Source organism: Oleiphilus sp. HI0066 (assembly GCF_001635725.1).
On the sequence record NZ_LWFH01000446.1, the window covers coordinates 61,656 to 77,586 of the forward strand.

Consider the following 15,931-nt stretch of genomic DNA (forward strand, 5'->3'; position numbering starts at 1 on the left):
ATTAGGCCTTATCGGCTGTCGGTAAAAGCTTAGACAACAGCATCCCAGCTGCCATTGTGACGACAAATATTATCGAATTCATATCCCCGTAAGCCAAAGACGAAATCGCCGGTCCCGAGCAATATCCGTACAAGGCCCAACCAATACCAAACAATATCGCGCCACCAATAAGTCTTTTATCGATAATCGTTTTCGATGGTAAGTGGAAATCTTCGTCAAAAACTGGACGAGGCTTATTCTTCATATACTGATAAACAGGGAAGCTCACTAGCAATCCTCCTCCCATTACGAACATCAGCGTAATATCCCATGCACCGAAAAAATCTAAGAATCCAATAACTTTTTGCGTATCTGTCATCCCAGATAAAGCCAAACCAGCACCAAATAAAATGCCGGCAAACATACCAACTAAATTTTTCATGCTTAAGCTCCCATCACGTGACGTGCGATAAATACTGTAACAAAACCCGCAGCCATAAACGTACAGGTCGCAATAATCGAGCGTTTAGATAAGCGCGCCATACCGCATATCCCGTGACCACTGGTACAGCCTGAACCAACCTTGATTCCAAACCCCGCCAATAAGCCCGCTACAATTGCTAGAGTAATAGAGCCTTCTGGAGCATCAGGTATCAGTAAACCTCCAAATTGATGAACAATAATTGGACCTAGCACTAGGCCAACCAAAAACAAAATTCGCCATAAATTGTCACTGACGTCGCCTTTCAATAGCCCCGTCATTGTCGAAAACAAAACACCTGACACGCCCGCTACTCGTCCTAGCAAAACTAATAAAACAGCCGCAGCAGCACCAATCAATAATCCACCTGACAAAGCAGGAATATATGCTTCCATAAAACACCTCAAACATTAGAAGTATCTAATTTAGATAATTCTAATGTATTTTATACATACTTGTTAACTTCATTCTTCTCAGCGAATAACATATCTTGATCACACAAAATTAAGACAGTACCGATATAGATGACAGAACTAGAGCAACTTGGACCAAATGATTATCAGCGTGTAGTTGATATCATGGGAAAGGTTTTCGATGACGACCCGATTCAACGTTGGATATTTGGACCTAGCATGAACATCGGCCTGTTTTTCGGCCTTTATGCTAAACGCATATATCTTAAATACAGCGACAGCTATGCAACCCCAGACAATAAAGCGGCAGTATTATTTCTGAAACCAGGAATCAGTAAGCATGTGCCTGTCATATCGTCATTACCTTTAGTTCCAGCAATGATCTCAAGCGGCGGTTTTAAGAGCGTATTACGTGGAATTCGCGCGGAAACGCTTGTTGTACGACATACCCCATCTATACCGCATTACTATATTCTTGGAATTGGCGCGGTTAAAGAAGCGAGGGGCTCAGGTTACGGCACCTTACTCATGAATAGATGTATACAGACCGCTGAAAGCGCAAATATGCCGATCTATCTAGAGAACAGCAAAGAAGAAAATTTAATGTTCTATCAACGCTTTGGCTTTGAGAGTATTGGCCAGATCGATCTAGGAAAAGGAAGTCCACCTATGTGGTCGATGATAAGAAATCCTACAAATAGTTTTTAATTACACAGGATTTGAACCAATCGGTTCGATAGAAGTCTAGAAGTCTAGAAGTCTAGAAGTCTAGAAGTCTAGAAGTAGACCATTTTACAACATAATAAACACACGGAGTCTTTCTCATGAGCGCAACCCTACCAATTGTTGTTGCTGCACTCGCCTTGTTATCAATCGCAATCTCACCGAAAGCAAAATCTAACGAAGGTTTCTTTTCCGGTTTCAGCCCACAAGGTCAGGCTCCATCTCTGTTCACTTTAGTGCTCAGCCAAGTCACGACTTGGATTTTTGCTCGATCTCTACTTAACGCAGCCATACTAGGATTTTATTACGGCATATGGGGAACGATTGCTTATGCGGCTTATTACTTATCATTCCTAACTGGAGCAGCCATCGTTGATTCAATTCGTTTTAAACACGGATTCAATAGCGTCCAATCCTTCCTAGAGGATCGTTTCGGCAAATTAGGCACGCACTGTTACAACTTTGTGGTTGGATTGCGTCTGATAAGCGAAGTCTTCGCAAACATTCTAGTGATCGGAATTCTATTTGGAGCCGCTGGCACGAGTAGCTATACCATCGCCGTTGTCGCTTTTGCTGCCATTGCTATGATTTACTCGATGTTAGGAGGCTTACATGCGTCGCTAAAAACAGATGTTATGCAAATGCTAATTTTCATCGCAGTTCTAGCCTTACTTGTAGTTAGTGCATTAGGTGATGGCCTCTACAGCGTAGAAGCGCTGAATTTTGTCGAGTTTGATGTAACTAACCCTGGGCCAATCCTACTTGCTGTAGCGCTGCTGCAGGTCTGGAGCTATCCACTTCACGATCCAGTCATGATGGATAGAGGTTTTATCGCCGACAGAGATACAACTAAGCGTAGTTTTTTGCATGCTGCGTGGATTAGTATTTTATGCATCATTGCTTTCGGTTCTCTTGGCATAATTGCTGGGGCAAATGCTTTGGACGGCGATTCTATGAACGTCACCTTAGAACGAATTCTCGGCGACAATATGATGCTGCTATTTAATATTGCACTCGTGGTGTCTGCCTTATCAACGCTCGACAGCACATTATCTAGCTCTGCAAAACTCGTTGTCATTGATATGAAAGTGATGGCCGCGACTATCACTAATGGACGAATCATCATGCTTGCCTTCATGATTTTAGGCATCGCAATGGTCTTCTTGGGTAACAAAGACATCTTTAGTGCAGTAGCAGTAAGCGGCACAGCTTCAATGTACCTTGCGCCAGTAATATTTTTCTGCATTTGGGCGGGTAATGAACATATATCACCTTGGGCTTACTTATGCTCATTCATTAGCGCTATCGGCGGTGCTGCCTTATATTTTACTGAATCATCAGGGCATACAGCATTACTCGGTGACGCACATAAATATACGAAGCTTCTGTGGATTTCATTGAGCGTATTAGCGATTGGGTGCACTGCATTCTTTATTTCTCTAATTATGAATAAACCACGCACCCAACAATTGTCAGGGGTCTAGTGTGCTCATTGAAGTAAGACAAGACTTACCCTTACTCGTGTTTGGCGGGCCATATAGTAATTTGGCCGCCACTCTGGCAATTCGTGAAAAAGCCGTTGAGCTAAAAATTCCCAAAAGCAACGTTATTTGCACAGGCGATATTGTTGCATATTGCGCCTCGCCGCGAGAGTGTACTGACTTAATTCATGATTGGGGTATTCACGTTGTACAAGGCAATTGTGAAGACGCATTAGGAAACGATAAATTCGATTGTGGCTGCGGATTTGAGGAAAACTCGTCGTGCGACCTCGCGTCAAAACAATGGTACGAATACTCTAAAGCAAGAATTGGTGAAGATCAGAAAGTCTGGATGGCAGACCTTCCCAATAATCTAAAGATTAACTACCACGGTAAAACCATCATTGTCATCCATGGCGGAGTGAACCAACAGAGTCAATTTATCTTTAGGTCAAGCTCTACGACGGACAAACTACAGCAACTTAAGCAAACCGACTCCGACATAATTATTGGCGGACATTGTGGCTTGCCTTTTGGAGAGTTGATTGAAGACAAGGCATGGTTGAATGCCGGCGTTATTGGAATGCCCGCAAATGACGCAACTGCAGATGTCTGGTATATGCTAATAACACCAAATGCAGAAGGTTTAGAGGTCAGCTGGCATCGTCTCTGTTATGACTTTAAGAACACACAGGCCCTTATGCAAAGTGCAGGATTGAATCAGGGATATATCAACGCGCTTGGAAACGGGTTATGGCCTAGCCTTGATATATTGCCAGAAACCGAAATTAAAAAGACAGGCAAAACACTCAGTATCGCGACAGAATTGATATCAAATATACCTTAGTGCGTTAGGCTTTTTTTCACGTGATATAGATTTTGATCTGCGTCATCGTACAACTGATCCCAAGTGAATATTTGATCAATGCACTTCGCAATTCCGAGACTTGTAGAGAAGGAGATATCTATACCTTTTAGATTTATAGAGCCGTGTTTTATTTCCTGTTGCAATTGCAACTCGAGACTATCAACGACCTTTCCATCAAACGAATCATCATTTATCTTTAACACACCAAATTCATCTCCGCCTAAGCGGAAGGTGATCAGATTATCTGAATCCATAGCTGATAATTTGTTTGCGATAAAACGTAGAACTTGATCGCCAACCAAATGACCGAAGGTGTCGTTAATCCCCTTAAAATTATCAACATCTATAACAACTAGCTCGTAACTTCCTCTTACGCCTTCGATGTCAGCAAGCTCCAAATTAAGCCCTCGTCGATTACGAATATTACAAAGTGAATCTGTATTCGCATCTTCATGGGCTTCGCGATGCCGCAATCTTGCGTCGTTGATATAACGCGCTCGTGTAACCGCTTTATCGATCGTATTCACTAAAGAGGACTGGCTTAATTCCGATTTACACAAGAATTCGTGTGCGCCTTGAGACAAGGCTTCATATTCAATGTTTTTTTCATCGCTATGTGACACCATAACAATGGCAGGAGTAACCTTCTCGTAGGAATTAAATTTGGAAACTAAATCGGTGCCTTTTTGCAAAGGCATTGAGTAATCAACGATAACACAATCGAATGAAGTGGCATCAAGCGCTCGTCGGGCCATTTTTACGGATTCTGCTTGAGAGATAACGAACTTTTTTGGGAGCGCCCGAAAAATAGCCATCTGATCAACTACGTCGTCATCGACAATTAAAATTCGCATATGAACACCGTACCCGTTCATTTAATGAACTATACTTAGCATATATAAACTTGTGTTTCCACTGATCCCTTAAGTTTCAAAATGTATAAAAACAATAAATATAGATACTTTACTTACTTGGCATATTTTCTCGCAGTTTACCTTGTCAGCCCCATTATTCACGCGAAAGAATGCCCAGAGAATACGTTGATTTTTGCCGCGAATGAATCGATATCTCCCTACTTCATTCAAGAGAATGAGAATGCTTCAGGAATCGTATTTGATATAGCAAAACAGCTCGAAAGCTATATTAGTGAACCGACTTGTGTTATCGGAATGAACTGGGCGCAAGCGCAAGAACAAATATTAAAAGGTGGTGTTGATGCTTTGTTGCATATCAACACCAATCCTGAACGAGAAAAGATATTAGATTTTTCAACAGAACTCGTTGTTTCAGAATTCCACTTATTCGTGCATCGGGATTCTAACTTCGACGAAAATAATATTGATCTAAATAACATGATTATCGGTGTTGAGGCCAAGGGTTACCCCTACAGTTACCTCAAACGTAACGATATCCCATTGGCGTTGGTAAGCTCGTGGGAAGAAGGAATGCGCGGCGTCATAAACGGAGACATTGATGCCGTCCTCGTTGATCATCTCGTCGGAATGAATACGATCTTCAATTCTAGAATTGCAAACTTAAAAAGCATTTCTAGTCCATTACCAAAAAGCTATTCACGCATCGCTGTTAAAAAAGGCAATGACTTAATTTTGGATCAAATTAATAAGGGCCTTGCAATACTTTATGCCGATGGAACGATAGACCGATCGATCAAAAATTGGATGACGCCGAGCATCCAAATGGTAGAACAACTTTGGCACGAGCAAGAACGCGTCAAAACTCAAAATATCGGTCTGATTATTCTCTCATTACTCACCTTGCTCTGCTTGATAGCATTCGTGAAAAGTAGAATGACAATCTCTTCCGAGCTAGATAAAAACAAAGACTTAAACAGGGCTCTGAAGGGAGCATATACCGAGCTTCAAGATAAAAACGAAGCACTAGCCGACGCAAATCAGAATTTAGAGACATTCGTTTCATTAGCAAGTCACGACATGCGCGCTCCTCTAAATGGAATGAAAAATCTCATTCAATGGGCCGAAGAAGACTTAGCCACCGATAATCATAATAACGTTAGAGAACATCTTTCGCTTCTTAAGAGCCGATCAACGCGACTATCAAACCTACTCTCAGACCTATTAATTTTCTTTCGTGCTGACAAGCACAGTGCTGATGACAATAAATTAATAGATCCGAATCTGTGCGCAAGGGAATTAGTAAATAATTTCGACTCACCACTAAATGTAAACATTATTATCGCACCAAATGCCAAGCTACATGTATCCAGAACCTTGTTTGAATTGGTGTTAAGCAACCTGATAAAAAACAGTATTCTTCATAGTGGCGCAGATAGCGATTTATATATCAAGTTGGAATTCAAACAATTAAACACGTCCTTAGAAATGACGTTTAGTGACAGTGGAAAGGGAATTAACGAAGATCAGTTAAATTCGATATTTATGCCGTTTGAAGTCGGGCAGTCACGTGATAAATCTGAAGGATCTGGGATTGGACTTGCACTTGTTAGACGAGTTATTGAGCGAAACAACGGAAGCATAGAGCTCACTGAGCACACGCCTTCAACGTTAAAAGGCGCGGTATTCAAATGCACATTCAATAAATCGAGCATCGTCGTGAATGAGCGCGAAAACGCTTGAGTTATTTCATTTAATAAACAACGTTTGATTTTGACCTTCTTTAATATTGTTCCGGTTGATTAGCTTAATTTACACTTTGATCTGCAGTCACAAAGAAAAAGCGTAATGAGCCCTAATCAACTCTGCGAATCAATTTCACCTTATATTCTTCAGCCCACACTCGTGCTTGAACAGTCAGTTTTGAATGAAAATATTGCAAGCGTTCGTCGTCGCATTGATGGCGATAAAAGCATACGCTTAGTCGTCAAATCTTTACCGTGTGCTGAGTTAATTAAATACATTAGTGATCAACTAAATTGCTCACGGTTCATGTGTTTTCACGGACCTTTTATCAAGCAGACCGCAAAAATCTTTCCCAAGGCAGATATTCTGTTAGGCAAGCCCATGCCCCCGGCAAGTTTTGAGCACCTTGCGACTGAATTTCTTCAAGAAGGTTTAGTGCTAGATAATGTTCAGTGGCTAATCGATACTCACGAACACTTAGACGCATATTTGGAAATTGCTGAGCGGCTGAACATAAACATTCGTATTAACTTAGAGATCAATATAGGTCTGAACCGCGGGGGTTTCGCTCACGAAGATCAACTAAAAATCGCGTTACTTACCATCGCAGATTCAGAGAATCTAAGTTTCTCAGGTCTCATGGGCTATGAAGCTCATGCGTCTAAAATCCCTGATGTATTCGGGGGTATGAAATTAGCACTTAAACAGGTCACAGAGAAATATCGCCGCTTCAAAGCGATTGCAGAGCGTTTTGGCAATCAAGAAGAGCTAACATTTAATAGCGCTGGCAGTACAACTTTCACTGAGTATCAGGGCAACGATGTCATTAATGATATTTCGATTGGATCTATCTTTGTAAAACCTGAAGACTTTGAGCTTCCTCATTTGAACGAGTTCAAGCCAGCATTGTTCATTGCAACACCAATACTAAAGGCAGTCGAAAAACCACAACTCCCCTTACCTCAGCCCTTCAATACCCCATTGAATTCACTATTTCGCTTTATCGGTAAAGTCCCTAATAAAGGTGCATATATTTACGGAGGTAACTGGATGGCGAGTCCATTTTATCCAGAGGGTTTCAAGACTAACTCCTTGTTTGGTCGATCGAGCAATCAAGAATTTATATCGCACACTAACGACACTCTAAAGCCTGGTGACTGCGTTTTATTTCGTCCGACCCAAAGCGAGGCGGTCATGCTCCAGTTTGGAGAACTTCTGTTAATCAAACCAAATAACGAAATCGACTACTGGCCGGTTTATCAAGCGACTCAAGTCAGACTTGATGCTAATAAAAAAGGTAAATCTCGAGAGTCGTAATGATTGAAGTTTGTATCGCCCTTTTATGCATAGTTTTTCCTGCAATCGCAATTACGCTAGGACTGCGTCATGCTCTAATTGATCGAGCAGGACTGGTATTGGTTTGTTTTGCGAGCGGGATTCTCTTGAACACACTAACCGGTTCTATTACCGATGTCTCGCCTTTTGTGTCCAATTCGCTTATCAATATTCAAACCCAAATTACAGAACTCACAATCGCTCTTGCGCTACCCTTACTCGTATTTTCTATAGATTTAAAAAGTGCTTTTACCCAAGCAGGTTCATCTAGTAAATCTATGTTGATGGCTTTTGCTTCAATCATTATTTGTACGTTTATCCTCAGTTTTATTTTTCAAGGACACATCGAAGGCTTATGGCAGGTAGCAGGCTTATCTGTTGGTGCTTATACGGGCGGAGGGCCAAACATGGCCGCAATCAACGCAGCCATAGAAGGTGATAAAGATATATTCGTGATGATGACTAGCTATGACATTCTATTATCTGCGATATATTTGCTATTTGTCTTAAGTTTCGCCAAACCGCTATTCACCAAAGTCTTATTACCAGCAGCTCAGGACGTACTTAACAAGTCGGAAAACAAGTTTGCACATTTGGGCGAAGAAACCTCAGCAAGTTACCAAGTACTTGGAACGCTCAGAGGTTTAAAAGAAGGTATAATTACGGCAGTGCTCTCGCTACTAATCATTGGTTTAGCACTTGGCTTGGCGAGTCTCTTGCCCAGTTCAATGAAATCATCAGGAACAATCATTCTCATTACAACGCTCGGAATGCTTGCTTCGTTCATTCCTCAAATTCGTCGTTTAACAGTGAGCTTTCGCGTTGGAATGTACCTAGTACTTGTGTTCTGCTTTACGATGGGAAGTATGACGAACTTAAGTGTTCTAGCAGATTTAAATTGGGCTCTGTTTAGCTACATTGGCTTAATGCTAATTGGCGCTATGACAATTCATGCGGGACTCTGTCGCGTTTTCAAGATTGATGTAGACACTTTCTTGGTCACATCTTCCGCAGCAATAATGTCTGTACCTTTTATCCCAGTGATTGTTGGAGCACTTCGCAATCAAGCCTTATTGGTGCCCGGTTTTTGCGCGGCAATTACTGGCTATGTTCTCGGTAATTATTTAGGAATCGTCGTGGCAATATCGTTAAAATCTATCCTTTGATTGTAGGCTAAGCTTAGTATTGCCATTCGTCCTCAAACACGAACTCATCTAAGCTACGCTCTGTCGCCCACTCCTCCATAACGAGCATGGGCTTCTCATAGAAAGCATCTACATGACCAATGCATAGAATCGCGACAGGATGGCTATCGGGCGGCATGTTTAAAACCGTTTTTAGCGCCTCAGGGTCAAAAATGGAGACCCATCCCATACCAATTCCCTCAGCACGCGCGGCAAGCCACATATTTTGAATAGCGCAAGACAACGAAGCCAAATCCATTTCTGGTAATGTTCGTCGCCCAAATACATGTTCATCACGCTTATCGGGCAGTGCCGCAACAATGACATCTGAACATTCTTTTAAACCCTCTACTTTGAGTTTAAGAAACTCAGCTTTGCGAGAGGCTAATGCAGCAGCGGTAAGATCGCGCTCATTCTCTACTAGCGTTTGAATCGCTTCACGCTTTTCAGTATTGCGAATTCGGATAAAACGCCACGGCTGCATTAAACCAACACTCGGAGCCATATGAGCCGCATATAGCAGCTTGCTAATAAGGTCTTCGGAAACCTTCTCGTTATTAAAATGCCGCATATCTCGGCGTTCCGCCATGACTTTATAAATGGCTGTTTTTTCTGCGCGAGTATAGGAAAACGTAGGGTCAGAAGAATCATTCATGGCAATATGCGCGTGAGGTTTGAGAACATTAAGCTAGGCGTAATAATGCTAGAACAGCCAACAAGAACCCAATCTCGGAGATCTGTTGGATTGCGCCCAGCGCATCTCCAGTGTAGCCGCCTAACCACCGTTTAAGTTTGATCGCCAGATAGTAAACCGGCAATCCCATAAGTACGACAGCTATTATAGTATTAGGAGGAAGTAAGATTAATGCAGGAAATGATAAAACCGTTGCTATCGAAAAATCTTTATTACCAAAACGCTTTGTAATCGGCTTAGCCTTGCTAGTTTCATCCAAACGAACATACTGCATCATTCGCATTACCAGAACGCTATACCAACGCGAAAAAACATGAGCAACTAATATAACAACCGGTACATAATCAGCAGGTAATTGCATCAGTGCGATGAACTTTAACGCCAGTGCGAAGAATAGCCCAACAGCACCATAGGTACCTAAACGGCTATCCTTCATAATATTCAGGATGTGCTCTTGTGACCAACCACCACCAAGACCATCACAGGTATCAGCCAAACCATCCTCATGAAAGGCGCCCGTCATGTATATGCCAAGTAATATGACGAGAAGAATACTTAGCTCTTGAGAAAATATATGACTTAAAAGGATGAATGCGAGAGCTGTCGTTGAACCAACCAGCCAGCCGACAAGGGGAAAATAGCGGCTGGCATGGTCTTGCGTGCTCTGATCTACATTGCTCAAAGATGGCAAAGGGATGCGCGTATAAAACATCAAAGCATAATGGATTAGTTGAAGCTGTCGTTTAATCATGATCGAGGCTCGTTTGGCTTAAGCGTCTGAGACGCCCGCATCTTCAAAGCTAGCCATCTCATTAATAAACGATACAGCCGCCTTTACAAGCGGATAAGACAAAGCACATCCTGAGCCCTCACCCAAGCGAAGATTCAAATCTAGTAGCGCATTGACGCCTAAATAATCTAACAGCTTTCTATGCCCTTGCTCCTGAGAGCAGTGACAAAACACGGCATTGTCCTTAATCGAAGGGTCCAGCTTGTATGCACATAAATATGCGGCACTCGCAATAAAGCCGTCAACCAATATCAGCACATTACGTTTGCTTGCTTCGAGCATCGCACCAACCATTTGTACTATTTCAAAACCACCAAACGTTTGGAGTACTGCGTGAACACCATCTAACTCACCATGATAGGTAAAAGACTTTTCAAGTACCTGAATTTTATGACTCAGTTGACGGTCATTAAGCCCCGTACCGCGACCAGCTATTTCTGATACCGGAATCCCAGTTAACTGGGAAATAAGAGCAGCTGCAGATGCCGTATTTGCAATACCCATTTCACCAAACCCAACAACATTGCAGCCTTTATCATGCAACTCACCAAGAACATCCGCGCCTGATTGTAAGGATTGATTCAGTTGCCACTCGGTCATCGCCTGATCAACTAAAAAGTTACGTGTTCCTTTTGCTGTCTTGCGATAAACGATCGGCAAATCATCAGGAAATTCATAGTTAACACCTGCATCAACGACCTGAAGATCCATACCATTCTGGATCGTAAATACATTGATCGCAGCACCTCCAGCAACAAAGTTCATGACCATTTGCCAAGTCACTTCCTGCGGATATGCGCTCACGCCTTCTCCGGCGATACCATGATCGCCTGCGAAAACCAGCATGGTCGGTTTGGTGAGTTGAGGTTCCAGCGATTGCTGAATTAAACACACTTGTTTCGCTAACGCCTCAATATCTCCAAGCGCACCAATAGGCTTGGTCTTGGTATCTATTTTTCGCTGAACGCTATCGGCAAAGCTCATTCTAGTAATCAACACCCTTACGTGCTTTCACACCTGCTTTATACGCGTGCTTCACTTCCTTCACCTCAGAAACGGTATCGCACAAATCTCTTAAAGCGCTACCACCGCCACGACCCGTAACAATCACACTCTGCTCGGGTGGTCGGTTCGCGATTGCATCCAAAATCATCTGCTCATCGAGATACTTATAGGCAATCATATAGGTCAATTCATCAAGTAAAACGAGATCAATACTTTCGTCTTTCAACATACGTTCGGCTTCAACCCAGGTCGCTTGAGCAGCTTCAATATCAGCCGTTCGATCTTGCGTATTCCAAGTAAACCCAGTACCCATCTGGTAAAAATCAACTTCTGGCATCTTCTCTTTTAGAAAGATCTCTTCTCCTGAAAGCTGAGCACCTTTAATAAATTGAACAACGCCAACTTTATGCCCATACCCTAAGGCACGTAATACCATTCCAAACCCAGAACTGCTTTTGCCCTTGCCGTTACCGGTAAGTAGCAAAGAAATACCGCGTTCTTCATCAGCCGCTGCAATATGCGCGTCTACTTTTTCTTTTTGCTTTTGCATCGCTTTCTTGTGCGATTCGTTTTTAGCATTCTCGTCTGTCATAAACCTTCTCTTACTTTGTTTAAAGCTACGCTTATCAATGCGCTACTTTTTGCTTTGTCTAATATCATCAAACACTTCGCAAATTTGCTGCATGCCGTAGAGTGTTCGATATGAAAACCGGTGCAATAAGTCACCATTAAAAAATACGATATGATCGTTTTTAACCGCAGGAATCTCAGGCCAGTCATTCCACATATTCAAGTCCATTTCTGTACCGTGATGCGTTGGCACAACGATGACCTCTGGACGCAAATCAATCACGGATTCTAAACTTACTTGCGGGTAATCCATTGAAGGGTCGTCGAAGACATTTACAGCACCGCAACCTGCGAACATTTGATTAATCCAACTCCCTGCAGCCATTGTACGTAATGGCTTAGACCACAATTGATAGAAGAAACTGACAGGTTTTCTAGACTGATAATTGTCACGTAAAGAATCTAGACGCTCCCGATAGTTTTGCGCCTGCACCTGAGCTTCAGCTGAACGTCCAACCTTATCGCCTATTCTCAATATCTCTTGCGGAATATCCTCGAGTTCTTTCGTTGTACTTTCATACACGACGATACCTAACTCTTTGATTCGTTCGATGTCTCGTGTTGGATTACCACTCTCCCAGGCAATCACTATATCTGGCTCAAGTTCAAGTACCCGGTCAATCTGGATAGCAGTATGCCCGCCGATCCTCGGAATCGATTTAGCCTCTTCTGGATAGTCCGCAAAATCGACCGTTCCGACAATCTTGTCACCTACGCCTAACAAAAAAAGTATCTCAACCGAATGCGGCGACAACGCAATAATACGTTCTACCTGTTTAGCATTCGCAACCATGGATACGAACAAAAGCAAAAACACAGAAACACTAAACTTAAGCACTAATATCTTCTCTATTAAAGGCGCGCGCGAGCGCAGTTTCTAGGTAATTTAATTCTGCTTCGTTTTTCGGAACAGAAACACGAAGGCCTAAACCGTTATCTAACAAACGGACATACACGCCATCACTCAGTAGCCGTTCGAATATAATGAGTGCGTCAGGTGTTCTGATTATTGAAAATAGCTTTACTGCGCTGTTTACATCACTAAAGTATCGCCGTAACACAACATCTAATTTGCGAGACCAAACTGTCACTTCTTCACAAGCAGAACGCAACCATGCCTGATCTGCTACAACACGTTCAAACAGCGTTAAAGATGGCCCGCTAATGCCCCACAATGGGATGTCACTCTTTACGACATGGCGTAACTGAGTAGAAACACCCACCGCTCCGATACGCGCGCCAGGAAGACCTGAAAATTTACCGAACGAGCGTAGAACAATTAAGTTCTCTAGCCCGGGCTTACCAACGTAACTCGACACGGAAAACTCATGATGAAAATCGACAAAAGCCTCATCAATGATCATCCATTTTCCAGCCGCGGTCATTCGCTCGGCTAACGTAATAATTTCTTTTGCGGTAAGAAAGTCTCCACTTGGATTATTTGGATTGATCACAACACAAATATCAACAGCTTCGATTAGTTCATTAGAAGCCAAGACGTCATACTCATACAGTCGTGCATCCACTTTTTGCCAATGATAGCGATGTTCAGCATAACCCTCACTCGGCACCGCAACTGACAAAGACTTATCGAGCTGTTGCTTGAATAGCTTAGGCAGATACTCAATAGCCCACTGAGAACCTGGTGTCAGGAGGAAGTTCTCATTGTCATAGTATTGCGCAACCCTCTCTTTCAAAGAGGGCGAGATATTCGGGAGAGATTTCCATTGTTCTGGCTCGTTATCTAGTTTGTCATAGGCAAAAGGATTGACCGCACTCGATAAATCTAAAATGCTACCTTGCAAATCCCGCTCATATCTCAAGCACGAAAGGTCTCCACCATGTTTTGGCCTAGGTTTCGAAATATCAGTCATGAACGTGCATCTCTTCGCACTAGCACTAGTAAGAAAAAAGCACTCCCCAGCGCTGCTGTAATTACGCCAATTGGCAGCTCTGTTCCCTCGTGCAAGACCCGAGCAAGCACATCCACCCAAATCATGAAAATACCACCCACCATGGCCACAGCAACAAACAAGTTAACACGTAATCCAATGACTAATCTTCGAACAATATGAGGAATCATCAAGCCAACAAAACCGATGCCACCGCAATTTGCGACCAACACTGCGGTCATTAGCGAACTCATCACCAGCATCCCAAGGCGTAAGCGTACGACATTAACACCAAGCGCCTTTGCATTTTCATCTCCAGCCAACATGGTTTTTAGAGGCCGAGAAAAGGCGAAGAAGCAAAGCAAGCTAATCAGTAAAACGACAATCACCGGTCCTATTGAAGCCCACTCCGCGCGAGCAAAGCTTCCTAAGGTCCAAAAGATAAGTGATGCAGCTGCCAAGGGATCAGACAAATACAAAACTAAACTTGTCGCCGCACTAAACATGAAGGACGTCGCGACACCCGCAAGCAACATACGTTCAACGTTTCCGCTTCGCCCTGCGAGTGCGATGACGATTACTACCGAAAAAAGGCTGCCAGCAAACGCACCAACCGCAATACTATATTCTGAAAATCCAGAAATTGCCGATACGCTAGTGCCTGACAACGCCGCAATCACCAGCACAGCCCCAAAGGATGCACCGGAGGAAATACCAAACAAATATGGATCTGACAGGGGATTTCTCGTGACGGTCTGAAGTACCGCACCAGCAAGGGACAAACCTGCTCCCGCAAGAAACGCCAATACCGCTCTTGGGGCACGTAACTCCCATATAATACGTTCACGTATCGCACTGATTTCAGATTCTTGGCCTGTCAGAAGGCTGAAAGTACTCGAAAGCACGTCATTAAAAGTAATGCTCGCCGCACCGAAGACGACAGAAACAAACAGACTGAACATGGCCACAGCCACGCAAAGGCTTATAAAAACAGTTGTTCGCGTTATGCCTATCACTGACGGTGAACTCCGTCTTGAAAGGCGAAACTAACGCGCGGATGGTCATATAAAGGATGGCGATCGACGACACAGCATGTCCGATATACTTCACTAATAAGATCCTCGTTCAGTACATCTTCCGGAGAACCTTGGGCGCATAATTTTCCGTGATTTAAGACAATAATTTCATCACAAAACGCAGCCGCTAAATTCAAATCATGAAATGAAGCAAAGACCGTCACCGGAAGGGCCTTAACTTTACGAAGCACCTCTAACTGAAAATGAATATCTAAATGGTTAGTCGGTTCATCCATGATGAGTAGCTGCGGCTTTTGGAGCAAGGCTCGTGCTAAATAAGCCCTTTGCTTTTCGCCGCCTGACAGAACTGAAAAGGGCTTCTCTGCAAGTTCACTAAGCTCCATCTCTTTGAGGAGCTGCGCGATCAAGGCATCATCATCTCGAGTATTCCATTCAAACAAGCCCTTATGGGGCGTCAGCCCTTGTGCGATAACATCATGAACAGTTAAGCCCATATAGTCATTTTGTTCTTGAAGAATAACAGCGGTTTTTAGGGCAGATTGTTTCGCACTCAATTCCCAAACATTCTGTTCATCCACAAACACTTCGCCCTCAGTGGGTTTAGTTACTCGATAGACACATCGCATCAAAGAGGACTTCCCTGCGCCGTTTGGGCCAATAAGGCCAACAAACTTGCCCGTCTCGATTTTAAATGAAACATCATCAAGAATTTTTACTGGGGATGCTAATCCTCTGCTTGGTGCTGTCCAACTTAAATGTTCTACCCGCAACATCGTTGCATTTTTAATTTGCGAAGACATA

The 15,931-nt window shown here is 43.1% G+C and carries 17 protein-coding genes; 6 read left to right on the plus strand and 11 right to left on the minus strand.

Annotated features, from left to right (window positions below; translation table 11 throughout):
* Position 1 precedes the first annotated feature (1 nt).
* Together A3738_RS06165 and A3738_RS06170 are read right to left on the minus strand one after the other, a co-directional pair.
* Positions 2–421, minus strand: coding sequence for a DUF6691 family protein (locus A3738_RS06165; protein WP_068481609.1), 420 nt, complete (start codon positions 419–421; stop codon positions 2–4).
* Between the two features lie 2 nt (positions 422–423).
* Complete coding sequence (locus tag A3738_RS06170; protein ID WP_068481606.1) at positions 424–855, minus strand: YeeE/YedE family protein; 432 nt, start codon at positions 853–855, stop codon at positions 424–426.
* A 129-nt stretch (positions 856–984) separates the two neighbouring features.
* Here A3738_RS06170 and A3738_RS06175 point away from each other — a divergent pair, with 129 nt between their 5' ends.
* From A3738_RS06175 to A3738_RS06185, 3 genes are all read left to right on the plus strand, one after another.
* The gene (locus A3738_RS06175; protein WP_068481603.1) at positions 985–1,581 is read left to right on the plus strand and encodes an N-acetyltransferase; all 597 of its coding nucleotides are present in this window, start codon (positions 985–987) and stop codon (positions 1,579–1,581) included.
* 116 nt (positions 1,582–1,697) lie between these two features.
* Positions 1,698–3,080 (plus strand): sodium:proline symporter, encoded by a 1,383-nt coding sequence (locus A3738_RS06180; protein ID WP_068502665.1) that lies wholly within the window; start codon positions 1,698–1,700, stop codon positions 3,078–3,080.
* 1 nt (position 3,081) lies between these two features.
* Positions 3,082–3,924, plus strand: a complete 843-nt coding sequence (locus A3738_RS06185; RefSeq protein WP_156502731.1) for a metallophosphoesterase — start codon at positions 3,082–3,084, stop codon at positions 3,922–3,924.
* Here A3738_RS06185 and A3738_RS06190 read toward each other — a convergent pair.
* Positions 3,921–4,799 (minus strand): diguanylate cyclase domain-containing protein, encoded by an 879-nt coding sequence (locus A3738_RS06190; protein WP_068502668.1) that lies wholly within the window; start codon positions 4,797–4,799, stop codon positions 3,921–3,923. The genes A3738_RS06185 and A3738_RS06190 overlap by 4 nt on opposite strands.
* 81 nt (positions 4,800–4,880) lie before the next feature.
* On the opposite strand from A3738_RS06190, the gene A3738_RS06195 reads away from it, so the two are divergent.
* The 3 genes from A3738_RS06195 to A3738_RS06205 all read left to right on the plus strand — a co-directional run bounded on the left by A3738_RS06195 (position 4,881) and on the right by A3738_RS06205 (position 9,064).
* Positions 4,881–6,560, plus strand: coding sequence for a transporter substrate-binding domain-containing protein (locus A3738_RS06195; protein ID WP_068502670.1), 1,680 nt, complete (start codon positions 4,881–4,883; stop codon positions 6,558–6,560).
* A 105-nt stretch (positions 6,561–6,665) separates the two neighbouring features.
* A complete protein-coding gene (locus A3738_RS06200; protein ID WP_068481584.1) occupies positions 6,666–7,880 on the plus strand; it encodes an alanine racemase in 1,215 nt (404 codons plus the stop codon).
* Positions 7,880–9,064: a DUF819 family protein gene (locus A3738_RS06205; protein ID WP_068481581.1), complete on the plus strand. Its 1,185-nt coding sequence runs from the start codon at positions 7,880–7,882 to the stop codon at positions 9,062–9,064. The genes A3738_RS06200 and A3738_RS06205 overlap by 1 nt, the downstream gene beginning before the upstream one ends.
* A 13-nt stretch (positions 9,065–9,077) precedes the next feature.
* Here the strand turns inward: A3738_RS06205 and bluB are convergent, their stop codons facing one another.
* From bluB to A3738_RS06245, 8 genes are all read right to left on the minus strand, one after another.
* On the minus strand, positions 9,078–9,737 hold the full coding sequence (bluB, locus tag A3738_RS06210) for a 5,6-dimethylbenzimidazole synthase (protein WP_068481579.1): 660 nt from the start codon (positions 9,735–9,737) through the stop codon (positions 9,078–9,080).
* Between the two features lie 28 nt (positions 9,738–9,765).
* Positions 9,766–10,527 (minus strand): adenosylcobinamide-GDP ribazoletransferase, encoded by a 762-nt coding sequence (gene cobS / locus A3738_RS06215; RefSeq protein WP_068481576.1) that lies wholly within the window; start codon positions 10,525–10,527, stop codon positions 9,766–9,768.
* An 18-nt stretch (positions 10,528–10,545) separates the two neighbouring features.
* On the minus strand, positions 10,546–11,550 hold the full coding sequence (gene cobT / locus A3738_RS06220; RefSeq protein WP_068481573.1) for a nicotinate-nucleotide--dimethylbenzimidazole phosphoribosyltransferase: 1,005 nt from the start codon (positions 11,548–11,550) through the stop codon (positions 10,546–10,548).
* 1 nt (position 11,551) lies between these two features.
* Positions 11,552–12,163 carry a cob(I)yrinic acid a,c-diamide adenosyltransferase gene (gene cobO / locus A3738_RS06225; RefSeq protein WP_068476065.1) on the minus strand — a complete coding sequence of 204 codons (612 nt, stop codon included), beginning with the start codon at positions 12,161–12,163 and terminating at the stop codon, positions 11,552–11,554.
* 42 nt (positions 12,164–12,205) lie between these two features.
* Entirely contained in the window at positions 12,206–13,039 is an 834-nt protein-coding gene (locus A3738_RS06230; protein WP_082878529.1) for a cobalamin-binding protein, read from the minus strand.
* Entirely contained in the window at positions 13,032–14,006 is a 975-nt protein-coding gene (locus A3738_RS06235; RefSeq protein WP_197473640.1) for an aminotransferase class I/II-fold pyridoxal phosphate-dependent enzyme, read from the minus strand. Before A3738_RS06235 ends, A3738_RS06230 begins: the two co-directional genes overlap by 8 nt.
* Before the next feature lie 65 nt (positions 14,007–14,071).
* Complete coding sequence (locus tag A3738_RS06240) at positions 14,072–15,055, minus strand: iron ABC transporter permease (protein ID WP_082878533.1); 984 nt, start codon at positions 15,053–15,055, stop codon at positions 14,072–14,074.
* Positions 15,056–15,105: 50 nt separating this feature from the next.
* A complete protein-coding gene (locus tag A3738_RS06245) occupies positions 15,106–15,930 on the minus strand; it encodes an ABC transporter ATP-binding protein (RefSeq protein ID WP_068481561.1) in 825 nt (274 codons plus the stop codon).
* Position 15,931 lies beyond the last annotated feature (1 nt).